The 23,794-nt window shown below is 68.8% G+C and carries 24 protein-coding genes; 17 read left to right on the top strand and 7 right to left on the bottom strand.

The window, feature by feature from the left end:
• Positions 1 to 26: 26 nt before the first annotated feature.
• From D3869_RS01175 to D3869_RS01165, 3 genes are read right to left on the bottom strand one after another with little or no spacing between them, the layout of a single operon-like run.
• Positions 27 to 362 (bottom strand): DUF2849 domain-containing protein, encoded by a 336-nt coding sequence (locus D3869_RS01175; RefSeq protein WP_247895678.1) that lies wholly within the window; start codon positions 360 to 362, stop codon positions 27 to 29.
• Positions 363 to 386: 24 nt separating this feature from the next.
• Positions 387 to 1,211 carry a uroporphyrinogen-III C-methyltransferase gene (gene cobA / locus D3869_RS01170; RefSeq protein ID WP_137138607.1) on the bottom strand — a complete coding sequence of 275 codons (825 nt, stop codon included), beginning with the start codon at positions 1,209 to 1,211 and terminating at the stop codon, positions 387 to 389.
• On the bottom strand, positions 1,208 to 1,765 hold the full coding sequence (locus D3869_RS01165; RefSeq protein ID WP_137138606.1) for a precorrin-2 dehydrogenase/sirohydrochlorin ferrochelatase family protein: 558 nt from the start codon (positions 1,763 to 1,765) through the stop codon (positions 1,208 to 1,210). The genes cobA and D3869_RS01165 overlap by 4 nt, the downstream gene beginning before the upstream one ends.
• 209 nt (positions 1,766 to 1,974) lie before the next feature.
• Between D3869_RS01165 and D3869_RS01160 the strand changes: the two genes are divergently transcribed.
• From D3869_RS01160 to D3869_RS01135, 6 genes are all read left to right on the top strand, one after another.
• Positions 1,975 to 2,709, top strand: a complete 735-nt coding sequence (locus D3869_RS01160) for a phosphoadenylyl-sulfate reductase (RefSeq protein WP_137138605.1) — start codon at positions 1,975 to 1,977, stop codon at positions 2,707 to 2,709.
• Complete coding sequence (gene cysD, locus D3869_RS01155) at positions 2,706 to 3,503, top strand: sulfate adenylyltransferase subunit CysD (RefSeq protein ID WP_137138604.1); 798 nt, start codon at positions 2,706 to 2,708, stop codon at positions 3,501 to 3,503. The genes D3869_RS01160 and cysD overlap by 4 nt, the downstream gene beginning before the upstream one ends.
• A gap of 18 nt (positions 3,504 to 3,521) precedes the next feature.
• Positions 3,522 to 5,396 carry an adenylyl-sulfate kinase gene (gene cysC / locus D3869_RS01150; RefSeq protein ID WP_137138603.1) on the top strand — a complete coding sequence of 625 codons (1,875 nt, stop codon included), beginning with the start codon at positions 3,522 to 3,524 and terminating at the stop codon, positions 5,394 to 5,396.
• Positions 5,397 to 5,596: 200 nt separating this feature from the next.
• Positions 5,597 to 6,643 (top strand): ABC transporter substrate-binding protein, encoded by a 1,047-nt coding sequence (locus D3869_RS01145; RefSeq protein WP_137138602.1) that lies wholly within the window; start codon positions 5,597 to 5,599, stop codon positions 6,641 to 6,643.
• Positions 6,644 to 6,648: 5 nt separating this feature from the next.
• Positions 6,649 to 7,413 carry an ABC transporter permease gene (locus D3869_RS01140; RefSeq protein WP_175426373.1) on the top strand — a complete coding sequence of 255 codons (765 nt, stop codon included), beginning with the start codon at positions 6,649 to 6,651 and terminating at the stop codon, positions 7,411 to 7,413.
• An 11-nt stretch (positions 7,414 to 7,424) separates the two neighbouring features.
• A complete protein-coding gene (locus tag D3869_RS01135; protein ID WP_432613403.1) occupies positions 7,425 to 8,198 on the top strand; it encodes an ABC transporter ATP-binding protein in 774 nt (257 codons plus the stop codon).
• Between the two features lie 129 nt (positions 8,199 to 8,327).
• On the opposite strand, the gene D3869_RS01130 is transcribed toward D3869_RS01135, so the two are convergent.
• The 3 genes from D3869_RS01130 to D3869_RS01120 all read right to left on the bottom strand — a co-directional run bounded on the left by D3869_RS01130 (position 8,328) and on the right by D3869_RS01120 (position 9,642).
• On the bottom strand, positions 8,328 to 8,612 hold the full coding sequence (locus D3869_RS01130; protein ID WP_038527656.1) for a DUF1488 family protein: 285 nt from the start codon (positions 8,610 to 8,612) through the stop codon (positions 8,328 to 8,330).
• A gap of 23 nt (positions 8,613 to 8,635) precedes the next feature.
• The gene (locus tag D3869_RS01125) at positions 8,636 to 9,268 is read right to left on the bottom strand and encodes a DUF6134 family protein (RefSeq protein WP_137138601.1); all 633 of its coding nucleotides are present in this window, start codon (positions 9,266 to 9,268) and stop codon (positions 8,636 to 8,638) included.
• Between the two features lie 65 nt (positions 9,269 to 9,333).
• Positions 9,334 to 9,642 (bottom strand): SCP2 sterol-binding domain-containing protein, encoded by a 309-nt coding sequence (locus D3869_RS01120; RefSeq protein WP_014240763.1) that lies wholly within the window; start codon positions 9,640 to 9,642, stop codon positions 9,334 to 9,336.
• Positions 9,643 to 9,876: 234 nt separating this feature from the next.
• On the opposite strand from D3869_RS01120, the gene D3869_RS01115 reads away from it, so the two are divergent.
• The 9 genes from D3869_RS01115 to D3869_RS01075 all read left to right on the top strand — a co-directional run bounded on the left by D3869_RS01115 (position 9,877) and on the right by D3869_RS01075 (position 19,908).
• A complete protein-coding gene (locus tag D3869_RS01115; protein WP_137138600.1) occupies positions 9,877 to 11,595 on the top strand; it encodes a long-chain-fatty-acid--CoA ligase in 1,719 nt (572 codons plus the stop codon).
• A gap of 138 nt (positions 11,596 to 11,733) precedes the next feature.
• On the top strand, positions 11,734 to 12,126 hold the full coding sequence (locus D3869_RS01110; protein ID WP_094302185.1) for a MerR family transcriptional regulator: 393 nt from the start codon (positions 11,734 to 11,736) through the stop codon (positions 12,124 to 12,126).
• A gap of 45 nt (positions 12,127 to 12,171) precedes the next feature.
• The gene (locus D3869_RS01105; RefSeq protein WP_137138599.1) at positions 12,172 to 12,684 is read left to right on the top strand and encodes a thioesterase family protein; all 513 of its coding nucleotides are present in this window, start codon (positions 12,172 to 12,174) and stop codon (positions 12,682 to 12,684) included.
• A gap of 89 nt (positions 12,685 to 12,773) precedes the next feature.
• Positions 12,774 to 13,646 carry a VOC family protein gene (locus tag D3869_RS01100; protein ID WP_137138598.1) on the top strand — a complete coding sequence of 291 codons (873 nt, stop codon included), beginning with the start codon at positions 12,774 to 12,776 and terminating at the stop codon, positions 13,644 to 13,646.
• Between the two features lie 129 nt (positions 13,647 to 13,775).
• On the top strand, positions 13,776 to 15,020 hold the full coding sequence (locus D3869_RS01095; protein ID WP_137138597.1) for an MFS transporter: 1,245 nt from the start codon (positions 13,776 to 13,778) through the stop codon (positions 15,018 to 15,020).
• A gap of 100 nt (positions 15,021 to 15,120) precedes the next feature.
• Entirely contained in the window at positions 15,121 to 15,684 is a 564-nt protein-coding gene (locus D3869_RS01090; protein WP_137138596.1) for a 1,2-dihydroxy-3-keto-5-methylthiopentene dioxygenase, read from the top strand.
• A 132-nt stretch (positions 15,685 to 15,816) separates the two neighbouring features.
• The gene (locus D3869_RS01085; RefSeq protein WP_137138595.1) at positions 15,817 to 16,641 is read left to right on the top strand and encodes a hemerythrin domain-containing protein; all 825 of its coding nucleotides are present in this window, start codon (positions 15,817 to 15,819) and stop codon (positions 16,639 to 16,641) included.
• 433 nt (positions 16,642 to 17,074) lie between these two features.
• Positions 17,075 to 18,349, top strand: coding sequence for a type III PLP-dependent enzyme (locus tag D3869_RS01080; RefSeq protein WP_137114556.1), 1,275 nt, complete (start codon positions 17,075 to 17,077; stop codon positions 18,347 to 18,349).
• Positions 18,350 to 18,489: 140 nt separating this feature from the next.
• Positions 18,490 to 19,908 (top strand): homospermidine synthase, encoded by a 1,419-nt coding sequence (locus D3869_RS01075; RefSeq protein WP_137138594.1) that lies wholly within the window; start codon positions 18,490 to 18,492, stop codon positions 19,906 to 19,908.
• Positions 19,909 to 19,962: 54 nt separating this feature from the next.
• On the opposite strand, the gene cbiB is transcribed toward D3869_RS01075, so the two are convergent.
• On the bottom strand, positions 19,963 to 20,925 hold the full coding sequence (cbiB, locus tag D3869_RS01070; protein ID WP_137138593.1) for an adenosylcobinamide-phosphate synthase CbiB: 963 nt from the start codon (positions 20,923 to 20,925) through the stop codon (positions 19,963 to 19,965).
• 34 nt (positions 20,926 to 20,959) lie between these two features.
• On the opposite strand from cbiB, the gene cobD reads away from it, so the two are divergent.
• A complete protein-coding gene (gene cobD, locus D3869_RS01065) occupies positions 20,960 to 22,009 on the top strand; it encodes a threonine-phosphate decarboxylase CobD (RefSeq protein WP_137138592.1) in 1,050 nt (349 codons plus the stop codon).
• 158 nt (positions 22,010 to 22,167) lie between these two features.
• Positions 22,168 to 23,769 (top strand): sensor domain-containing diguanylate cyclase, encoded by a 1,602-nt coding sequence (locus D3869_RS01060; protein ID WP_247895677.1) that lies wholly within the window; start codon positions 22,168 to 22,170, stop codon positions 23,767 to 23,769.
• The last annotated feature ends 25 nt before the right edge of the window (positions 23,770 to 23,794 follow it).

The raw sequence follows: 23,794 nt of genomic DNA, 5'->3' as shown, positions 1-23,794 counted from the left end.
CCTATTCAGAATGTTGGCCGCCCGGTTCAGGCCGCAGCCTGCTTGCCGAGATCGATGCGGACGGTGGGGCCGAGCGCCCGGATGCGCTCCCGCGTCTTGACCGGCACCCGCTGCCCATCGGTGACTCGCAGGTCGAAGGCGTAGACGTCCACGGCGAACTGCTCGCCCTCCGCCTGCGCCTTGGCGGCGGCCAGGGCGGTGTCAGCGGCGGCCGCGTCCTCGAACAGGGCGGCGGCGTCGAGACGCTCCACCCAGCCAAGGTCGGGGCCGGGGGCGAGGAAGATCACCTCGCCGTCGCGCAGGCGGTTCGCGGTGATGGCCTTCAGCACCGCCTCGTTCCTGGACTTATCACTCAACGCCATGCCTTCAACTCCTAACACGAACGCTCACGCCGACACGGCGGTGGGAAACGGGTTCTGGCCGGTGGTCTGCTGCCACGCGCCGATCAGGGCACGCAGCCGCACGACCTCGCCGACCACGACGATCGCGGGGCGCTTGGCCTGTAGCCGCACGACGTCCCGCGCGCAATGGGCAAGATTGGTCTCGATGACGCTCTGCGCCTCGGTGCTGGCGCTCGACACGATGGCGACCGGGGTCATCGGCGGCTTGCCGGCGGCTTCGAGCCGCTCGGCGATGGTCCCAATGGTGCCCAGCGCCATATAGAACACCAACGCGCCGGGCATCCGCGCCAGGACGTCCCAGTCCAGGTCGGCGGGCAGACCGCCGGCCTTGTCGTGGCCGGTGACGAAGGTCGCGGTGGTGCCGAAGCCGCGATGGGTCACCGGGATGCCGGCGTAGGCCAGCCCGCCGATCCCGGCGGTGACGCCGGGCACCACGCGGAAGGGGATCTCGGCCTCGGCCAGCGCCAGGCACTCCTCGCCGCCACGCCCGAAGACGAAGGGATCGCCGCCCTTCAGCCGCAGCACCCGCCGGCCTTCGCGCGCCAGCTCCACCAGCCGGGCGTTGATCGCCTCCTGCTTGGGGGAGGGATGGCCGGCCCGCTTGCCCATGTCCACCAGAAGGGCGTCGGGGTTGGCGGCCTCCAGGATGCCGCCGCCGACCAGCGCGTCGTGGACGATGGCGTCGGCCTCGCCCAGCGCCTTGGCGGCCAGCAGGGTCAGCAGGCCCGGATCGCCGGGGCCGGCTCCGGCCAGCCAGACGCTGCCCGGTTCGAAGGTGGGCAGGCGCGACAGAAGAGACGATGCGATCATGGCAGCCATCCTTTGGCGGCGATCAGATCCCGGCAGGCGCGCAGCACCTCGGGTCCCTTGGCGCCCATGGCGCGCAGGCGGTCGCGGAGCGCGGCGAGTTCCGCCAGCCGGTCCGCCCAGACGGCGGGGAACAGCGTTTCCAGCCGTTCGCGGAGCACCTGGGCCAGCGCCGGGCTTTTGCCCCCGGTGGAGACGGTCATGAGAAGGTCGCCGCGACGTATCACAGACGGCGCGTGGAAATCACAGAGCGGAATCACATCCTCGACATTGACCAGGATGCTGCGGTCGCGTGCCTGACGGGCCAGCGACTCCGCGGTGGGTTCGTCGATGCCGACGACGAACAGCACCTGCACGCCCTCCAGGTCGGCGGGCGAGGGCAGGGCGCGGCGCAGGGCCGCTCCCGCGAGGGCGATCAATTCCGCATCCGGTTCCGGTGAATAGACCGCCGGTGCCGCGCCGCCGTCCAGCAACTGCGCGAGACGGCGCTTCGCCAGCGGCCCCTGGCCGACCAGCGCGATCCGCACATGCGCCGGATCGAGCGCGACCGGGATCACCGCCGCCACCCGAAATGCACAGCAAAGCTATCGTGAAAAGACATCATGGGGGCATTTAAGCGCGATGACGGGGTGCAATCAACAGATTTCACAAACTCGCTTAAACCTATAATACAAGTAGACAATGTATATGCATTGCAACGCCGTGAAACTGGTGTTAATGTGCAATTCAGAACAAATACTCCACTTCGTGAGTAGGCAAATAGGCCATGCTTGATGGACATGCTCAGGCTGTGAAAATCGACCGCGTGGCCGATCTGACCGAACGTTACGGACGGCTGGACGGGGCGGTTCTTCTGAACGCCCTTCTGCGTGATGAATTCGATGGCCGCGTCGCCGTGGTTTCGTCCTTCGGAACGGAATCGGCGGTGCTGCTCGCCTTGGCGGCGGAGGCCGATCCGTCCTTTCCGGTTCTCTTCGTCGACACGGGGAAGTTGTTCGGGGAAACGCTGCGCTACCGCGACAAGCTGGTGTCCGCGCTCGGCCTGACCGGTGTGCGCACGATCGGCCCGACCGACGCGGATCTGGCGGCGGGGGACCCCGACGGCCTTCTGTTCACCCGCTCGCATGACGCCTGTTGCCATCTGCGCAAGACGGTGCCGCTGGACCGTGCCCTGGAGGGTTTCGACGCCTGGGTGACCGGGCGCAAGCGCTTCCAGGCCTCCACACGCGCCGCCCTTCCCCTGTTCGAGGCGGAGGAGGGCACGGGCCGCATCAAGATCAACCCGCTCGCCCACTGGGACCGCGAGCGGATCGAGCAGGAATTCGCGCGGCGCAACCTGCCGCGCCACCCGCTTGAGGCCGACGGCTTCCTGTCCATCGGCTGTTTCACCTGCACCGAGCGCGTCGCTCCCGGTGCTGACCCGCGGTCGGGCCGCTGGGCCGGAACCGCCAAGACCGAATGCGGCATTCACACCTTCAAGAAGACCGGAACCGCACAATGACCGCCGATCTCGATTACCTTGAGAGCCAGAGCATCTACATCCTCCGCGAGGCCTACAACCGCATCGACAAGCTGGCTCTGCTGTGGTCGATCGGAAAGGACAGCAACGTCCTGCTCTGGCTCTGCCGCAAGGCGTTCTTCGGGCGCGTGCCGTTCCCGGTCGTCCAGCTCGACACCGCGATGGAGCTGCAGGAGGTCTACGACTTCCGCGACCGCATCGCCGGCGAGTGGGACCTCGACCTGCGGGTGGAGCAGTGCCCGCCGGAAGCGGACATGGACCAGACCCTGCCGCCGCTGACCCGCGCCGCCGCCCGCAAGACGGAGGGGCTGAAGAACCTGCTCCGCAACGGCAAGTACCAGGGAATCATGGTCGGCATCCGCCGCGACGAGCAGGCGACCCGCGCCAAGGAGCGCGTCTTCTCTCCCCGTTCGCTGGAAGGCGACTGGGACGTGAAGGACCAGCCGGCGGAGTTCTGGGACCATTACAAGACCCGCTTCGACGAAGGCACCCACGTCCGCATCCACCCGCTGCTGCATTGGACCGAGCTGGACATCTGGCGCTATTCCAAGCGCGAGGGGATTCCCATCGTCCCGCTGTACTTCGCCAAGGACGGCAAGCGCTACCGCTCGCTGGGTGAGAAGAACATCACCTTCCCGGTGGACAGCACCGCCGGCACCATCGACGAGATCATCGCCGAACTAGTCGTGACCCGCATTCCGGAGCGCGCCGGCCGCGCCATGGACAACGAGGCCGAGGACAGCTTCGAGCGCCTGCGCAGCTCGGGCTACATGTAAGAAGCGGGGATTGGGACCATGGACATCCGGAACGAACTGAACGGCCAGCTCCGCATCGTCATCGTCGGCCATGTCGACCACGGCAAGTCGACGCTGATCGGGCGCCTACTGAACGACACCGGCAGCCTGCCCGACGGCAAGGTGGAGCAGGTCCACGAGATGAGCCGCAAGCGCGGCATGCCCTTCGAATGGGCCTTCGTGATGGACGCGCTCCAGGCCGAGCGCGACCAGGGCATCACCATCGACACCACGCAGATCCACTTCAAGACGGAGCAGCGCCCCTACGTCATCATCGACGCGCCGGGCCACACCGAGTTCCTGAAGAACATGGTGACCGGCGCCTCGCAGGCCGACGCCGCCCTGCTGGTGATCGACGCCGCCGAGGGTGCCTTGGAGCAGTCGCGGCGCCACGCCTTCCTGCTGCATCTGCTGGGCGTGCGCCAGGTGGCTGTCGCCGTCAACAAGATGGATCGCGTCGACTTCGACCAGTACCGGTTCGAGGCGGTGTCTCAGGAGATCCGCGCCTATCTGGCGGAACTCGGCCTGCACACCTCCACGGTGATCCCGATCGCGGCGCGCCACGGCGACAACATCGTCACCCGCTCCGACAAGGCGCCCTGGTACGAGGGACCGACCGTGGTCGAGGCGCTCGACGCCTTCCGCCCGCAGCAGGCGCCGACCGAACTGCCGCTGCGCTTCCCGCTGCAGGACGTCTACAAGCCCGACGACCGCCGCATCCTGGCGGGCCGCATCGAGAGCGGGCGCCTGCGCGTCGGCGACACGCTGCGCTTCTCGCCGACCGGCGCCACCGCCACGGTGGTCAGCATCGAAGGGTGGAACCACAGCCAGCCCATCGTCGCCGCCCAGGCCGGGCAGAGCATCGGCATCACGCTCGACAAGCGCATCTTCGCCGAGCGCGGCCACATCGCCCATCACGAGGAGGGGGCGCCGCACGTCACCCACCGGCTGGGCGTCCGCGCCTTCTGGCTGACCTCGGAGCCGCTGGCGGTCGGCAAGACCTACACGCTGAAGATCACGACGGGCGAGCACCGCGTGACGGTGGAGAGCATCACCGCCGTCATCGACATCGAGGATCTGTCGAGCACCCCGGCCAAGGCCGTCCACCGCAACGAGGTGGCCGAGGTCGTCCTGCGCTCCCGTTCCCCGATCGCCGTCGACCTCGCCTCGGCGCTGTCGCGCACCGGGCGCGGCGTGCTGATCGACGGCCACGACGTGGTCGGCGGCTGCATCGTCGTCGAGGTGGACGAGGGGCCCGCCGCTTCGACCAACACCACCGAGGTGTCGCACGCCGTCACCGCGGACGAGCGCAACGCCGCCAACGGCCACAAGGGCGGCATCCTCTGGCTGACCGGCCTGTCCGGGGCCGGCAAGTCCACGCTGGCCATGGCGCTGGAGCGGGCCTTGTTCGACCGCGGCTGGCAGGTCTTCGTGCTGGACGGCGACAATGTCCGCAACGGGCTGAACGCCGGGCTGGGCTTCTCGGCGGAGGACCGGGCGGAGAACATCCGCCGCGTCGCCGAGACGGCCAAGCTGTTCGCCGACGCGGGCGTGCTGGTCATCGCCTCGCTGATCTCGCCGCTTCAGGCCGACCGGGCGCGGGCGCGGGCCATCGGCGGCGAACGCTTCCACGAGGTCTATGTGGCCGCCGATCTCGCCACCTGCGAATCGCGCGACCCCAAGGGCCTCTACCGCCGGGCGCGCGCCGGGGAGATCCCGGAATTCACCGGCGTCTCCGCCCCCTATGAGGCCCCGGAGGCGGCGGAGCTGACCATCGACACCGGCACGGTCACCCCGGTGGAGGCGCTCGGCGAACTGCTCGACTATGTGGACGGCGCTTTCGGTCGGAACGCCCTGAAGCGCGACCGGGTGTAACGGCTTCGCCCGTCCGTTCCGGAAAAAAAGCCCCTTCGCGCCACCGCGAAGGGGCTTTTTCCTATGGTGGTTCGGATTTCACATTTCAAAGCGTATTATGTGAAATCCAGCATTTCATCATTCGCGAATGTTCAATTCGCTCTTCCTTCCGATAGGAGATGTGCTAAATAGGCGGGCAATTTCCTGCGAGGATGGATTCCATGACCGCCCTGACCCGACGCTCCGCGATGCTGGCTGTGGCCGCCGTCGCGTCCCTGACCGCCGCGTCCTTCACCGCCCTGACGCCCGGCGCGGCCCGCGCCGCCGATCCGGTGAAGCTGGAGGTCGGCTACATCCCCATCCTCGCCGCGGCTCCGCTGTTCATCCTGGAAGGGGAAGGCTGGGCGCGCGAGGCGGGCATCGACCTGAAGCTGACCAAGTTCGAATCCGGCCCGCACGCCATCCAGGCGATGGCCGCCGGCAAGATCGACCTGCTCTACGCCGGCGTCGCCCCGGTTCTGGTCGCCCGCTCGAAGGGCGCCGACGTGTCGGTGATCGCCAACTCGGCGGTCGAGGAGATGGTCGTCGCCAGCCGTGGCGAGTTCGCCAAGGCGCTGGGCGGCAAGGCCACCGCGGAGTCCATCGCGAAGTTCGTTGCCGACAGCGGCCGCAAGGTGAAGATCGGCACGCAGCCGCCGGGCTCGGTCCCGGACACGGTGCTGCGGCACTGGCTGTTCAAGGTCCTGAAGGCCGACCCGGCCAACCTGGAGATCATCTCCATGGGCATCGAGAAGACCCAGCAGGCCCTGCTGGCCGGCGCCCTCGACGCCGCGACGATCCGTGAGCCGACGGTGACCGTGACCCAGAAGGTCGACCCGAACGTCGGTCTGCTCGCCACCGGCGCGGAGATGTTCCCGAACCAGCCCGGCACCGTCATCGCGGTCCGCGGCGCGGTCGCCAAGGAGCATGGCGAGGCGCTGACCCGCCTGCTCAAGGCGCACATCCGCGCCGTCGATCTGATCGCCAAGGACCCGGCCCGTTCCGCCAAGGTCGCCAACGAGTATCTCGGCAAGGGCCTGATGGAGCCGGCCACGCTGGAGGCCGCCTTCCGCTCGCCGGGCTCCAAGTTCGTTGCCGACCCGCACGGCGTGGTCCCGGCGGTCGAGCAGATGATGGCCTACGCCAAGGAGATCGGCTCCGCCGAGGGCACCATCCCGGTGGCGGAGGCGTTCGACTTCCGCTTCTACGACGCGGCCGCCGCGAAGTAAGCGTGATGCGTCAGCCGCTGAAGCTTCACAGTTCCATCGCCCTGTCGGCGCTCGGCGTCGGCGCTTTCCTGCTCGCCTGGGAAGCGCTGGCGCGCAGCGGCATCGTGCCCGCCGGGCTGTTGCCGTCGCCCAGCGCCGTGCCCGGCGCCTTCCTGGCGGAATTCCGGGCCGGAACCTGGCAGGCGATGGTCTTCGCCAGCCTGTCGCACTACCTGTCGGGGCTGGCGCTCGGCACCGTCCTGGGCATCACCTTCGGCACGGCGGCGGCGACCTGGGGCGTCTGGGACGCCTTCCAGGCCTGGGTGGTGCGCATGCTGCGCCCCATCCCGTCCATCGCCTGGATTCCCTTCGCCATCATCTGGTTCGGCGTCAGCAAGTCGGCGGCGACCTTCCTGATCGCCCTGACCGTCTTCTGGATCAACTACTACGCCACCTACAGCGCGGTGCGCGGGGTGGACAAGGACCTGATCGAACTCGGCCACGCCTTCGGGCAGGGCGGGCTGATTCCGCGCCTGTTCAAGATCGTCCTGCCCGGTGCGCTGCCGGGCATCCTGGCCGGCGTGCGCGCCGGGCTGGGGCAGGGGTGGATGACGGTGGTGGCGGCGGAGCTGTTCGGCATCTCCGGCCTGGGCGCGCGCATGTCCGACGCTTCCGGCCTGCTCGCCACGCACATCGTCGTGCTCTACATGGTCACCATCGCGGCGCTCTACGGCGTGTGCGACTTCCTGTTCATGCAGGTTCAGCAGCGGGTGCTGGCATGGCAAAAGTGAGTGGCGCAAAAGTGAGCGGCGCAAAAGTGAACGGCGCCAACGTGAACGGCTCCGCTGTGATCGACCTCAAGGGCGTCGCCATCGGCTACGGTGCCGAGGCCCCGCCGGTCCTCGTCGACGTCGATCTGTCCATCGAGCGCGGCAGCTTCGTCGCCATCGTCGGGCCGTCCGGCGTCGGAAAGTCCACGCTGCTGCGCGTCGTCGCCGGGCTGCACGCGGCGCGCGCCGGTGCCGTCACCATCCACGAGACCAAGAAGCCGGGTCACCGCCCGGTCAGCCTCGTCTTCCAGGACGCCCGTCTGCTGCCCTGGCGGCGGGTCGCCAAGAACGTCCGCTTCGGGCTGGAGGGGCTGCCGATCTCCACCGCCGAGCGGGAGGAGCGGGTGGCCGCCGCGCTGCGCCTCGTCCGGCTGGACGATTACGGGCGGCGCTGGCCTTATGAGCTGTCGGGCGGCCAGCGCCAGCGCGTCGGCATCGCCCGCGCCCTGGCCGTCGATCCCGACATCCTGCTGATGGACGAGCCGTTCGGCGCGCTCGACGCCATCACCCGGCACGGCCTTCAGGACGAGCTTCTGCGCATCCACCGGGAGACGGGCAAGACCGTGCTGTTCGTCACGCATGACCTGGAAGAGGCGGTGCATCTCGCCGACCGGATCATCGTGCTGGGCGGCAGCCCGGCGCGCATCGTCCAGGACGTGCGCAACGAGCCGGGCCGCGAGAGCGGCGGCTTCCGCGAGCAGGTGGAGCAGCTGCGGTCGGGGATCGCGGACAATTACAGTATTTGAGGGTGTCGAACCGGGCCCCCACCCAACCCTCCCCCGCTATGCAGGGGAGGGCTTTTTCTCCTCCCCCTGCGGAGCGGGGGGAGGCCGGGAGGGGGGGCGACGCGACCACTCAAGCTCTTACGGCAGCTCTTACGGCGCCACCCGCCGCACATCCCTGGCCGTCAGATGGACGTTCGCATCCGGGTCCAGCTTGCGGTCCATGATGCGGGCCTCCACCGCCTTGTCGAAGACCGGGCGGTTCAGGCAGACATACTGCAGCGCCTCGTCCGGCTTCGGCAGATGGCCGGCGAGGGTTTGCAGGGCGCGGCGCGGGACGAAGACCCGCCCGTGATACTCCCCGACCTCCACCGCGAACTCCACGGCGTCGGCCTCCTCGTTCCAGGACGGGTCGTCGGGGAACACGAACAGCGGCATCACACCCTCACGCAGAACACATCTCAGTCCAGGATGTAGGTAACATCGTAGCCGCTGCGCTTGAAGCGGGTCTTCAGCAGCGTGCCCTGCGCGTCGAACCACAGGTCGCGCTCCACGTCGCCGGAGATGCGGTGATGCTGCGCCGGCACCGCGTGCCCGCCGACGGTCAGCGTCTCGGTGCTGACGAGGTCGCTGCGCACGCTGTAGGGCTTGCCGTCGATGACCGACAGCAGGGTGGGGCGCTTCAGCACCTCCGGGGTCCACAGCGTGAGGGGCAGGGCGTCGGCGCCGGCCTGTCCGGTCTTGCCGTCCACGGTGACGGCGTAGCCGACGCCGCTCCGCGTCATGCGGATGGCGTGAGGCGTGCCGTCGTCGTCGGTCTGGGCGCTCATGGATTCCAACGTCCGGCCCTTCCAGACCTCCTCCCGCTTGTGGTCGTAGCGGAAGTTGATGAACAGCACCTTCACCCGCGTCGAGGCGGTGACGGCGACCTTGGTCACGTCGCCCTGGGGCTCCAGCCGGACGGTTTCCGTGCCGACCGGATCGTCGCCCATCAAAATCCGGTAGGTCAGCGTGCGCGGCTCGGCGGCCTGGGCTGCGGCCGCGGAGAGCAGCAGGCCGGCGGCCGCCAGCGCCGCGCGCAGGGCGTGCGTCATGGATGTTCCCTCCCTGTGTTCATTGTGCGGCGGCGGCTTATGGTGCCGCCGTCCGTTGCCTTCGCTCAGTCGTCGAGGAGTTGCGCCAGTTTCATGGCGACGCCCATCGAGCCGTCCACCTTCAGCTTGCCCATGGTGAAGGCCAGCATCGGATTCAGCCGCCCGTCCATCAGCTTCTTCAGATTCTCGGCGGAGATGCGGATGGTGCAGTCGGGATCGGCGTCCCCGGCATCCTCCCGCGCGATGGCGACGGGCGTCTCGCGGGCGTTGACCCGCACCGCCTCGCCGTCCTCCAGCGCGAAGCGGACGTCGGCCTTCAGGCTGCGGAAGCTGGTGGAGCGGGACTGGAGTTCGCGCAGGATGTCCTCAACCATGGATCAGTCTGTCTCCCCTGGATTCGTGCTTGTCGGATCTTGACAGTAGGCGGAGTTTACGTTTACGTCAACGTCATAACCAAAAGGTTTCCGGCGCCTCAACGATCCGGGAACCATCAAATCAATCGAGGGGAGTGAAACCATGCAGACCGCCGCCGCGCCCGGAATTCCGTCGCCCTGCACCGCCTTCCGCCGTCGCTTGTCCTGATCGCCGCGCAGCCGGGAGGATCGGAGATGACCGAGAATCTTGCGCGCCGGGGCGGCATCGGCGACGACACGCCGGCCCATCCCTGGCTGGCCCATTACCCCGAGGGCATTGCCTGGGACCAGCCGATCGCCGTGACGCCTCTGGCCGAGCTGTTCGAGGAGGCCGCCCGCCGCTACGCCGACCGACCGTGCCTGGACTTCCTCGGCCGCCGCTACCGCTACGCGGAGGTGCTGGGGCTGGTGAACCGGGCGGCCAAGGGCTTCGCGGCGCTGGGGGTGAAGCCGGGGGTCCGGGTGGGGCTGTGCCTGCCGAACACGCCGACCTACGTGATCGCCTATTTCGCGATTCTGAAGGCCGGCGGCACGGTGGTGAACTACAACCCGCTCTATGTCGAGCGGGAGCTGGAGCACCAGATCGAGGATTCCGGGACCGAGATCATGGTCACGCTCGATCTGAAGCAGGTCTACCCGCGCATCGAGGCGATGCTGGACCGCACGCGGCTGAAGACGGTGGTCGTCTGCCGCATGGCCTCCATCCTGTCCCCGGTGAAGAGCGTGCTGTTCCGCGTCCTGAAGCGCAGCGAGCTGGCGAGCATCCCGCAGGACGGGCGGCATGTGGATTTCGACGCGCTGCTGGCCAACGACGGGGCGATGCCGCCGGTGCGGGTGGACCCGCGGCGCGACGTGGCGGTGCTGCAATACACCGGCGGAACCACCGGCGTGCCCAAGGGGGCGATGCTGACCCACGCCAACCTCGTGGCCAACGCCCGGCAGGTGCAGGCCTGGTTCCCCGGCATGGCGCTGGGGGAGGAGCGGATGCTCGCCGTCCTGCCCTTCTTCCACGTCTTCGCCATGACGGTGATCCTGAACATGGGGCTGGCGGCGGGGGCGGAGCTGGTCATGCTGCCGCGCTTCGACACGCTGCAGGTCCTGAAGACCATCGCGCGGCGCAAGCCCACCCTGCTGCCCGGCGTGCCGACCATGTACAAGGCACTGCTGGGCCATCCGGACGTGGCGCGTTACCCGATGCGGTCGATCCGCTACTGCATCTCCGGCGGGGCGCCGCTGCCGATGGAGCTGAAGCGCCAGTTCGAGGAGGCGACCGGCTGCGTGCTGGTCGAGGGTTACGGTCTCAGCGAGGCGTCGCCGGTCTGCGCCTGCAACCCGCTGACCGGGGTGAACAAGGAGGGCTCCATCGGCCTGCCGCTGCCCGGCATCATGGTGCAGATCCGCGCGCTGGACGATCCCGACCGCGTCTTGCCGCCCGGCGAGAAGGGGCAGGTCGCGCTGTCCGGCCCCAACGTCATGGCCGGCTATTGGAACAAGGACGAGGAGAGCCGGCGCACCATCGTCGGTGGCTGGCTGTTCACCGGCGACGTCGGGGTGATGGACGAGGACGGCTATGTCTTCCTGCTCGACCGGCTGAAGGACCTGATCCTCTGCGGCGGCTACAACGTCTATCCGCGCGTGATCGAGGAGGCCATCTACCAGTACCCCGACGTGGTCGCGGTCTGCGTCATCGGCATCCCCGACGACTACCGCGGCCAGAGCCCGAAGGCCTTCGTCCAGCTCAAGCCCGGCGCCAGCCTGACCGCGGAACAGCTCAAGGATTTCCTGCGCGACAAGATCTCGCGGATCGAGATGCCCAAGCGGATCGAGTTCCGCGCCGAGCTGCCCAAGACGGCGGTCGGCAAGCTGTCGAAGAAGGAGCTGATCGCCGAATCCCTGCAGCAGCCGGAGGGATAGCCGGGAAAAGGCGCGCGGCTTTGTCACATCGCGGCGTGTGTGGTAGGAACGGAGACGCCGTCCGGCGGCGTGGAGCGAGCGGCCTTCGCTTCCCACACGCCGCCGCGGCGCGACGTGACGGAAGGCGTGCCCCCCACCATGGAACAGCTCTACACGGTCAATCAGTTGGCGGAAGAACTGGGCATCACGCCGCGCGCCCTCCGCTTCTACGAAGTGAAGGGGCTGCTCTCGCCCAACCGCCTGGGCAACAACCGGGTCTACACCAAGCGCGACCGCGCCCGGCTGAAGCTGATCCTGCGGGGCAAGCGGCTGGGCTTCTCGCTGGCGGAGATTCGCGAGTATCTCGACCTCTACAACGTCGATGGCGGGGTGGAGCAGTTGAAGGTCCTGCAGAAGCGCATCGACGCGCGGCTGAAGGACCTGGAGCAGCAGCGCCAGGACCTGGAGGCGACCGTGGGCGAACTGCGGGAGATCGAGGCCCAGGTGCAGGCCGCGCTGGACGAGCGCGGATTGGCGTCCAAAAGCGCCTGAGCCGGTGCGGTCCCGTCCGCCCGGCCAAGCCGGAGGGGATGGGGTATGAATTTGCTGTTCCGCCTGATCGGCGTCATCGTGGCCGCTCTGACCGGTCGGCCGGTGGGGTTCCTGGAACCGGCGCGGCTGCGCTTCCGGGTGTGGCCGACCGACCTCGACCTCAACCTGCACATGACCAACGCCCGCTATTTCAGCGTCATGGACCTGGGGCGGGTCGATCTGATGCTGCGCTCCGGCATGGGGCGGTCGATCCTGCGTCACCGCTGGCAACCGGTGATCGGCGCCGCCAACGTACGCTTCCGCCGCCCGCTGGCGCCTTTCCAGCGCTTCGAGCTGGCGACCCGCGTGCTGTGCTGGGACGACAAGTATTTCTTCATCGAACACCGGGTGGAGACCGCCACGGGCACGGCGGCGCTGGCCGTGGTGCAGGGCGCCTTCGTGGCGCGCGGCACCGTGGTCGCCCCGGCGGAGATTCTGGCGATCCACGGCGAGCATGGGGAATCGCCGCCCATGCCGGACGTCGTCGCCGCGTGGCGCGAGCGGCCGCTGGCGCCCTGACCCTTGCGCCCTGACTATTGCATCGCGCCGCCCCCTTGCACTATGGCTGGCCGAACGCGAAAAGCCGGCAAAGCGGAAGGGCAAGGGTCATGGGCGCACACGGAATCAACGGCATCGACCATCTCGTCATCGTCGTCCGCGATCTGGAGGCGGCGCAGGACGCCTATCGCCGCATGGGCTTCACCATCTCGCCGAAGGGCCGGCATGGCGAGCTGAAGTCGGCCAACCACACCATGATGTTCGGGGCGGGCGACTATCTGGAACTGCTCGCCATCGAACAGCCGCACCCCTTCACCGCCTTTTTCAGCGACGTGCTGAAGACCCGCGAGGGCATCGCCGCGGCCGCGCTGAAGACCGACGACGCGCGGGCGGCGCAGCGCCTCCTGGTCGAGGCCGGCTATCCGGCGGGTGAGCCGGTGGAATTCGGCCGTCCCGTCGATCTGCCGGGCGGCGCGCAGCAGGCGCGCTTCACGACGACCCCGATCGACGGCGTGTCGGAATGGGGCGGACGGGTCTTCCTGTGCCAGCACCACACCCGCGACGTGGTCTGGCGCCCGGAGCTGATCCAGCACGACAACACGGTGACCGGCCTCGCCGCCCTGGTCGTTGCCGCTGACGATCCCGACGCCACCGCCGCCTCCTACGCCCGGCTGTTCGGCACGGCGGTGGAAACGCGGGGGCCGGCGCGCGTCGTGCCGACCGGCAGCGCCCCCATCGTGGTGGCCGATCCCGCCGCGCTGCAGTGGGGATGGACCGGCGACCCGGCGCTGGCGGTTCCGCGCCCCTTCCTGGCCGGCATGGTGCTGACGGTGGCCGATCTGGAGCGCGCCCAGCAGGCGCTCCAGAAGAGCAAGTTTCCGACCGTCGTCGGCAACGGCGTGTTGCGCGTGTCGTCCGCCAGCGCTTGCGGCGCCATGCTGGCCTTCGCCAAGGAGTTCGACCTCGGCGCGCTGATCCCGTAAACCCGCCGACCGGTTGTCATAACGGAATCATATTGCTGCACTGCGTCCGATCCGTTGGACAGGACGCCGTCGCGGGCGCACATTCCCCTCTTGCGTGCATATTGCGGCGCATCATGGGGACGGACCGACGTGGCGGACGGCGATTTCGGCAGGGTTCAGATCGAACCGGCGGGGCAGGGCGCGGCTGAACCGGGGACGGCGTATCTCGTCGCCGGCACGCCGGCCTACAAGCGGGCGAGCCGCATCCTCTTCGTGGCCGGCTTCTCCACCTTCGCCGCGCTCTACTGCGTGCAGCCGCTGATGCCGGAATTCACGCGGGACTTCGGCGTCACCCCGGCGCAGTCCAGCCTTGCCCTGTCGGTGTCCACCGGTGTTCTGGCCTTCGCGCTGCTCGTCGCCGGGGCGGTGTCCGACCGGTTCGGGCGCAAGGCGATCATGGCGCTCTCGCTGCTCGCCTCCGGCACGCTGGGCATCAGCGGGGCGATGGCGCCGGACTGGGCGTCGCTGCTGCTGGTGCGGGCGCTGGAGGGGATGGCGCTCAGCGGCCTGCCCGCCGTCGCCATGGCCTACGTGTCGGAGGAGGTGGACCCGCGCTCCGCCGGAGTGACGATGGGCCTGTACATCGGCGGAACGGCGCTCGGCGGCATGTCGGGGCGGGCGCTGACCGCGCTGGTCGCCGACGTCGCCTCCTGGCGCATGGCGATGGGGGTGATCGGCGCGCTGGGGATCGCCGCCGCACTGGCGGTGTGGTTCGCGCTTCCCGCCTCGCGCCATTTCCAGCGCCGGCCGGCGGGCATGCGGGAACTGGCCGAGGCGTGGCGTGGACACCTGATGGACCGCGGGCTGCTCGCCCTGTTCGCCATGGGATTCCTGTCCATGGGGGCCTTCGTCACTGTCTTCAACTACATCGGCTTCCGCCTGCTGGCGCCGCCCTTCGACCTGCGCCCGGCGGCGGTCGGTGCCGTGTTCACGGTCTATCTCTGCGGCGTCGTCAGCTCGCCGCTGTTCGGTGGGCTGGCGGTGCGGCTGGGGCGGGGCCGGGTGCTGGCCGTCGCCGCGGCGATGATGGCGGCCGGTCTGGCGCTGATGACGCCGGACAGCCTGTGGACGATGACGCCGGGCATCGCCCTGTTCACCTTCGCCTTCTTCGGGGTCCACACCATCGCCTCCGGCTGGATCGGGCAGCGCGCGCCGGTCAACCGCGGGCAGGCCTCGGCGATCTATCTGTTCTGCTACTACATGGGCTCCACCATCGCCGGGACGCTGGGCGGCGTCTTCTGGCACGGCTTCGGCTGGGCCGGAGTCGGCGGATTCGTCGGACTTCTGCTCGCGGTTGGGCTGATCGTGTCGCTGGGGCTGGCGATCCGCCGCTGATTCGTTCATTGCGCGCATACTGAGGTATGACTTCAACCGTTTCGGTTGCACCGGGCGCCGCTTCGTCTCATTCTGAGCGCACCTGCACAACGAGGCGACCATGGCCCGTTTGTCCGTCTACAGCGACACCGATCCCACCGTTGCGGAACTCTCGTCCGCCGACCCGGCGCTGGTCACCGCCCATCTGGCGCTGGCCGGCGTGCTGTTCGAGCGCTGGCCGGCGCCCCGGGCTATTCCCGATTCCGCCGACGCCCAGGCGGTTCTGGACGCCTACGCCGGGCCGGTGGCGGCCCTGAAAGAGGCGCGCGGCTTCCAGTCCGCCGACGTGGTGCGGATGCCGCGCGGCCTGCCGGACGCGGCGACCCGCCGTGCCGCTTTCCTCGCGGAGCACACCCACGACGAGGACGAGGCCCGGTTCTTCGTGCAGGGGAGCGGCGCCTTCTACCTGCACATGGACGAGAAGGTGTTCCGCGTCGTCTGCGGGGCCGGCGACCTGCTGAGCATCCCGGCCCGGACGAAGCATTGGTTCGATATGGGGGCGGACCCCGAGTTCACCGCCATCCGCTTCTTCACGCGTCCGGATGGCTGGGTGGCGTCCTTCACCGGCGACGTGATCGCCGACCGCTTCCCGAAGTTCGAGTCGGAAGCCGGTTGCGTCGCATGACGCGCCCGCCATGACCCCGCCGCCGCCGTTACCTTTCGCCGCAGCCGATTGCGGGCGAAAAGCGGCGCTGTTACAAGCCCTTCGGTATCGGCGCCGATCCAATGGCGGCGTATCACCCGCTTCGGAGGCTCCATGACCACGGACGGCCACACCGTTCCGCGCACGGGCAACGGCTTCATCGACGCGGCCCACAGCTCGCTGATGGACCATGTCGAGGCCATCCGCCGCGCCTGCGCGGACGGCGCCTCCCGCGACTCCATGGTTCCCCGCTTCAGCCGCTTCGCGGACGAGATGCGCACGCATTTCGACCATGAGGAGGTCATCATCCGCGCCGCCGGGTTTGCGCAGTGGGAAGAGCACGCCAGCCATCACGCGATGCTCGATCAGCAGTTCGGCCGTCTCATCGACTATGTGCGCGACTGCGACGTCACCTCCGATTTCCTGTGCACGGTGGCGGGCACGCTGGACGCCGCCCTGCGCGGGCACGAGATCCGGCACGACGGCGATTACACAGCGCTGGTGCGCAACGCCTCCCTGGCACCGGAAGGGCGGAGCCTGATCGCCTGGAGCAGCGCGTTCGAGGTTGGGGTGGGGCCGCTCGACGCGCAGCATCGTCAGCTCGCCGAGCTTATGAACGAACTGGACAGGATGAGCCGCCAAGGGGCGCCGACCGGCGAACTGCTGGACCTTCTGGGGCTGCTTCACGATCATGTGCACGCACACTTCGCCATGGAGGAAGGGGTGCTGCGCCGTGTGGCACCCAGCCGCTTCGTGGCCCACCGCAACCATCACCGGCTGCTGGAGGGGCAGTTCGCCCGCATCCGCCAGCAGGTGGAGAGCGGGCGGCTCGACCCCGGCGTCGCGGTCCGGGGGTTCCTGCGCTTCTGGCTGATGGACCATGTGCTCGGCTCCGATCGTCCGGCCTTCGCCGAGACGGCGGACGCGGCGCCCCGCTGATCGCCGCCGTCCTTCCAGTCCCGGGCCGCCCCCCGGGGCAATCCCGGCCTGTCATCAAAAAATCACTTGAATCGCCGGGGAAAAAGCGTAATTCATCGGGCACGACGCACTCGCACGTGCCAATGGCCCTCTGTGGTTATGCAACGACGTACCGCGTCCTTTTTGGCAGAACCGGTCATCAGTGGGCCGGTCCCGAGAGGGAGGTAGGCATGTTGGCTCTCCACGGCAGGGCTCTCAGACGGTAGCCCATAGCCGGACATCGACGCTTTGAACCTGCGGAGCTGCTAGCCCGCTCGTGAGCGTTTGACCCGGCTTTTCTCCGTCGCCTTTCACCACAACCCGAATTCCGATCATCGGCTTTGACGGCCGTGCCGGATTCCCGTCTGTTCGCTGGACCGCCCCGCGCCGGGTGGCCCAGGGTAAGGAGTGCGCCATGGGCTTCATCCGTTCCCGTTCCGCCGTCGCCCCGCTGCGCCGCGGCGTTTCCGTTTCCGCCCCGTCCTTCGGCGCCTCGCCGGTGTCGGACCGCCGCACCTCCGTCCATCAGGCGGTGGCGCTGGCCCGGCCCGAGGAGCCGATGCACTGCATCCGTCCGGGCGTCCTGGCCGACACCGCGTCCAGCTTCGTGGCCGCCTTCGACGCCGCCGTGTCCGGCGACGTGCTCTACGCCGTGAAGTGCAACCCGGAGCCGGCGGTGCTGCGCGCCCTGTGGGCCGGCGGCGTGCGCCACTTCGACGTGGCGTCGCCTGGCGAAATCCGCCTGATCCGCCAGATGTTTCCGGACGCGGTGCTGCATTACATGCACCCGGTGAAGGGGCGCGAGGCGATCCGCACCGCCTACCAGCAGTACGGCGTGCGCGACTTCGTGCTCGACAGCATGGAGGAGCTGCAGAAGATCCTGGAGGAGACGGGCGACGCCCAGGATCTCGGCCTCGTCGTGCGTCTGGCCCTGCCCAAGGGCAACGCGGTCTACGACCTGTCGGGCAAGTTCGGCGCCCCGGCGGCGGAGGCGGTCGAGCTGCTCCAGGCGGTGCGGATGGTGGCCCCGAAGGTCGGCGTGTCCTTCCATGTCGGCTCGCAGATGCTCGACCCGTCCGCCTATGAGCGGGCGCTGGAGCTGGCCGGCCGCATCATCGCGGAGTCGGGCGTGGTGATCGACGTCCTGGATGTCGGCGGCGGCTTCCCCGTCTCCTACCCGGGCGTCACCCCGCCGCCGCTCGGCGACTTCATGGAGGCCATCGCCCGCGGCGTGGCGAAGCTCGACCTGCCGGCCCATTGCCGCGTCTGGTGCGAGCCGGGCCGCGCGCTGGTCGCGCCGGGCGTGTCGCTGGTCGTGCAGGTGGTCAAGCGCCGCGGCAACGAGCTGTTCATCAACGACGGCGTCTACGGCGCCCTGTCGGACGCCGGTGTTCCCGGCTTCCGCTTCCCGGCCCGCATGATCCGTCCCTTCGCGCCGATGGGCGACGAGCCGGTGGAGGCCTTCGCCTTCTACGGCCCGACCTGCGACAGCGCGGACCGCATGAACGGCCCGTTCCACCTGCCGGCGGACATCCGCGCCGGCGACTGGATCGAGCTTGGCCAGCTGGGGGCCTACGGCTCCTGCCTGCGAACCGCCTTCAACGGGTTCGACCAGGCCCGCGTGGTCGAGGTTTCGGACGCGCCGCTGCTGGAAACGCCCGGCTATGTGCTGAAGAGCTGCGTGGCATAAGTCCCGCATCGCGGGAAAGCTGTGGATATCCCTAAAAAATCACCGTAAACCATCGTTGGTCCGACACCCTCCGCCTTTGCAAGAGGCGCGGGGGTGTCGGGCTGTATTTCTGTCACGCCAACCACGGGGGACCGTCTTAGATGACCCTGGACACCAAGCACATCACCTTCACCGGCCGCATGGTCATTGTCGGCTTCGGATCGATTGGCCAGGGAGTTTTGCCCCTGATTTTGCGCCACATCGGAATCACGAAGGACCAGATCACCATCGTCACCGCCGAGGAGCGCGGTCATGCCGAGGCGGATGAGCTTGGCGTCAAATTCATCAACCTGCCGCTGACGAAGGAGAATTACGTCCAGGTGCTGGAGCCCATGCTGGGCAAGGGCGATTTCCTGGTCAACCTGTCGGTGGACGTGTCGTCCGTCGCCCTGTTCGAGTTCTGCCACAAGGTTGGCGCGCTCTACATCGACACCTGCGTCGAGCCGTGGGCCGGCGGCTACACCGACCCGTCCCTGTCGCCGTCGCTGCGCTCCAACTATGCCCTGCGCGAGACCGCGTTGTCGCATCGCGCCGCCTATGAGGGCGGCCCGACGGCCGTCCTGACCCATGGCGCCAACCCCGGCCTCGTCTCGCATTTCGTGAAGCAGGCGCTGCTCAACGTTGCCGCGGATACCGGCGAATCGACGGAGGTCCCGAAGGACCGCGCCGGCTGGGGCGCCCTGGCCGCCAAGCTGGGCGTCAAGGTGATTCACATCGCCGAGCGCGACACCCAGGTTTCCAACGAGCCGAAGAAGGTGGGCGAGTTCGTCAACACCTGGTCGATCGACGGCTTCGTCGGCGAGGGCTGCCAGCCCACCGAACTCGGCTGGGGCAGCCACGAGAAGCATTTTCCGGCCGATGGCCGCCGCCACGAGTTCGGCTGCGACGCCGCCATCTATCTGATGCGGCCCGGCGCCTCCACCCGCGTGCGCACCTGGACCCCGCTGGAGGGGCCGTTCCACGGCTTCCTGATCACCCACAGCGAAGCGATCTCCATCGCCGACTACTACACCCAGCGCGACGGCAACCACGTCACCTACCGCCCGACCGTGCATTACGCCTATCACCCGTGCGACGACGCGGTGAAGTCGGTGCACGAGCTGGCCGGCAAGAACTGGTACATGCAGCCGAGCCAGCGCCTGATGATGCACGAGATCGTCAGCGGCACCGACGAGCTGGGCGTGCTGCTGATGGGCCACAAGAAGGGCATTTATTGGTTCGGTTCCCGCCTGGGCATCGACGAGGCGCGCGCCCTGGTGCCCTACAACAACGCGACCTCGCTGCAGGTCACGGTGGCGGTCCTGGCCGGCATCGTGTGGGCGCTGGAGAATCCCAACCGCGGCATCGTCGAGCCGGACGAGATCGACTTCCAGCGCATCCTGGAGATCGCCAAGCCTTACCTGGGCGAACTGGTCGGCGCCTATGGCGACTGGACTCCGCTGCAGGACCGCGAACGCCTGTTCCCCGAGGACGTCGACCACGACGATCCCTGGCAGTTCAAGAACTTCCGGGTCGCCTGAGGCCGAATGGCCGGAACGGGAAAGGGGCTCTCCGGAGCCCCTTTTTCTTTGCGCTCAGAGCGTCAGAGCCAACAGCAGGGCGCTGGCCACCAGGGCGATGCAGGCCCGCCGGTACAGGTGAAGGGCGCGGGTGATGTCCTGCGCGGTGGCGGCGGTGCGGCCCGGCCCCATCCAGGCGTCTTCGATCCGCACCGCGCCATAGACCCGCGGCCCGCCGAGCCGGAGGTCGAGCGCCCCGGCCATCGCCGCCTCCGGCCAGCCGGCGTTGGGGGAGCGGTGGCGGTGGGCGTCGCGCCGCACCGACCGCCAGGATTCGGCGGCGTCGGCCCCTTCGGTGAAGCGGGCGGCCACCCAGATCAGCAGCGCCGACAGGCGGGAACCGGGCAGGTTGACCAGATCGTCCAGCCGCGCCGCGGCCCAGCCGAACGCCTCGTGACGGGGGGTGCGGTGGCCGATCATGCTGTCCGCCGTGTTGATCGCCTTGTACAGCGCGATCCCCGGCAGCCCGCCGACCAGCAGCCAGAAGGCCGGGGCGACGATCCCGTCCGAGAAGTTCTCCGACAGGCTTTCGATGGCGGCGCGGCTCACCCCATGCTCGTCGAGGCTCGCCGGGTTGCGGCCGACGATGCGCGACACCGCCTCGCGCGCGGCCTCCAGCCCGCCGTCGCGGAAGGCGGCGGCGACCGCGGCGACGTGGTCGTGCAGGCTGCGCTGCGCCAGCAGGGTGGAGGCCAGCGCCGCTTCGAGGAGGCCGCCGAGCGGCAGGTGCCGGCACAATCCGGCCACCGCCGACGCCGCACCGCCCACCACCAGCAGCAGGACGAGCAGAGCCAGCACCCCCGCGGCCTTGCGGATGGCGAAAGAATCGCGCTCCCGGTTGAGCGCGCGGTCAAGCTGGGCGATAAGCGCCCCGATCCACACCACCGGGTGGCGGATTTGGGCGTAGAGTGCGTCCGGATAGCCGGCGGCGGCCTCGATGAGGAGAGCGGCGGCGAGCACGGACGGATGAAGCTCCACGGGATCGAATCCTCTGGGGAAGGGAAGGGGCGGGATGATGGCGGAATCGGCGGCGGGGTCCAAGAGGATCGTCCATCAGGGGATCGTCCAGGGTGAGATCATCCATGGCGGGGACCTCGACGCGGCGCGGGCGGCCTTTCCGGGGGCGCCGGAACCCTGGGTGGACCTGTCCACCGGCATCAACCCCTGGCCCTATCCGCTTCCGCCCATCCCGGCCGAAGCCTGGGCGCGCCTGCCGGGCCGCGCTGCCGAAACGGCTCTGCGCGAGGCCGCGGCGGCCTGCTACGGCGTGCCGTCGCCCGACCGCGTCGCCGCCGCGGGCGGTTCTCAGGCGCTGATCCAGATTTTGCCGCGGATGCGGCCTTTGGGAACGGTCGCCGTGCTTGGGCCGACCTACGCCGAGCACGCCGCGGGCTGGGCCAAGGCCGGGCATCGCGTGACGGCGGCGGGCGCCCTGGGCGCCTGCGACGCCGACGTTGTGGTTGTTGTGAATCCGAACAACCCGGACGGCCGCGTCGTCCCACCCGAAACGCTGCTGGCCCTGGCGGAGCGGCAAGCGGCGCGGGGCGGCTGGCTGGTGGTGGACGAGGCCTTCGCCGAGGTCACCCCGGAGTGCAGCGTGGCGCCGGAGGCCGGGCGGGCCGGGCTGGTCGTCCTGCGCTCCTTCGGAAAGTTCTTCGGCCTGGCCGGGGTCCGGCTCGGCTTCCTGCTCGGCGAACCGGCGCTGGTCCGGGATGCGCGCGCCGCCGTGGGCCCCTGGGCGGTGTCGGGTCCGGGGCTGGCCGTCGCCACCACGGCGCTGTCGGATTCGGCGTGGATCACCGCCACCCGGCGCCGTCTCGCCGAGGCCGCGGCCCGCTTCGACGCGCGCTTGGCGGGGGCCGGATTGCGCGTCGCCGGAGGGACATCCCTCTTTCGTCTGATAGACGATCCCCAGGCCGCCGGGCTTTACAACGCCCTGGGCGCCGCCGGGGTGTTGGTGCGCCGGTTCGACTATCGGCCGGACTGGTTGAGGCTGGGACTGCCGGTGGACGAGGCGGCGGAGGACCGCGTGACAGTTGCGTGTGAAACATTCAAAAATTGATGGATTTTGCGCTTAAAATAGGCGATCACCACCATAGCGCGACAAGATGGCACACAGGGGCAAAAAGGCGCATCGGCTAACGTACTCCTGGTTTGCCCCATCGTGGCGCAAGAATCTTCCATGACGCTGTGGGGGCCATGCTGGATTCGGTTGGTTCAATGAGTCCTTCTGGGGATGCGGAGGAAACCCGGGCTGCGCTGTGGCGTGCGTTCGACACGCTGCCGACGGGGGTCTGCGTCACCACGGACACGGGGACCATCCTGTATGCCAACCCGGCCCTGCACAGCCTGCTGGGGTACGCTCCCGACCATCTGACCGGCCTCGACCTCGCGGTGCTGGAGCCGGAGGAGGCTTTCCTCCCGTCGCTGCCGGACGCGTCGGGCGAGCGGCCGTTGCGTTGCCGCGATGGCGGAACGGTCTGGGTGTCTGAGTCGGTCGGTCCCCTGACGGGGCCACCGGGAGAGCGGCAGTCGTTGCGCGTCTACACCGACGTCACCCACCACCGGCAGGCGCAAGCCGCGCTGCGCGACCAGCTTCTGATGAAGGAGGTGCTGTTCGAGACGCTGCCGGTTCCGGTCTTCGTGAAGAACGCGGCGGGCGAATACACCGATTGCAACGACGCCTTCGAGCGCTACACCGGTCTGGAGCGCCGGAGCATCGTCACCAAGACCGCCTTCGCGGTGATGGACCCGCGCATCGCCAAGGCGCACGCCGACCAGGATCGCGAACTGACCGTCAACTGGGGGCAGCGCAGCTACGAGGAGGCGGTTCCCTTCGTCGGCGGCACCACCCGGCTGTCCAGCCTGACCAAAGCGGTGTTCTGCGACAGCACCGGGAAGCTGGGCGGCATCGTCGGCGTGATCCACGACCTGACCGAAGGGCTTCCCAGCGAGGAGCGGCTCCAGGCCATCCTGGAGCAGAGCCCGGTCGGCGTGTCGGTGTCGCGCCGTGACGACGGGAGGATCATCTTCGTCAACACGCGCTTCGCGGAACTGATCGGACTGAAGCGCGAGGATCTGATCGGCCGGCAGGCCCGCGACTATTATCTGGACCGGCACCAGCGGGAACGGGTGATCGAGCGGCTGCGCTCCTACGGGTCGGTGACCAACATGGAGGTGCAGTTCCGCCGGGCCGACGGGTCGTCCTTCTGGACGCTGTTCACCGTCAACCAAGCGGTGATCCAGGGCGTCCAGGTGAATCTGGCCTGGATCTACGACTACACCGACCGCCGGAATATGGAGGAGGCGCTGCGGGACATGGCGTCCCGCGATCCGCTGACCGGGATCTACAACCGGCGTTCCTTCATGGAACTGGCGCGCTCGCAACTGGCCCGCGCCCACCGATTCAGCGAGCCGATGTCGGTCTTCGTGCTGGACGTCGACCATTTCAAGCGCATCAACGACAGTTACGGCCATGCCACCGGCGACGATGCCCTGCGCATGGTCGCCGCCGGCTGTCAGGCCATCCTGCGCGAATACGACATCCTCGGCCGGCTTGGCGGCGAGGAGTTCGTGGTGGTCCTCCCGGGCGCCACCGCGGAGGAATCCCGCGTGGTGGCCGAGCGGGTGCGCCGCCACCTTTCCCGCATGGCGATTCCAGGCCCCGAAGGCCGCTTCCACCTGACCTGCAGCATCGGCATTTCCGCGATCGATGGCGCCTACGACACGCTGGAAAAGGCGATCCACCGCGCCGACCTTGCCCTCTACCGGGCCAAGCGCGAGGGGCGCAACCGGGTCATGGTGTACGAACAGGGAATGTGATCCGCCACCTGAGAGGGAAAAATTC

The sequence above is a fragment of the Azospirillum brasilense genome, assembly GCF_005222205.1.
Classification (GTDB): Bacteria; Pseudomonadota; Alphaproteobacteria; order Azospirillales; family Azospirillaceae; genus Azospirillum; species Azospirillum brasilense_G.
The sequence above is the reverse complement of the archived record's forward strand: the minus strand, read 5'-3'. Positions and strand labels throughout refer to the sequence as shown.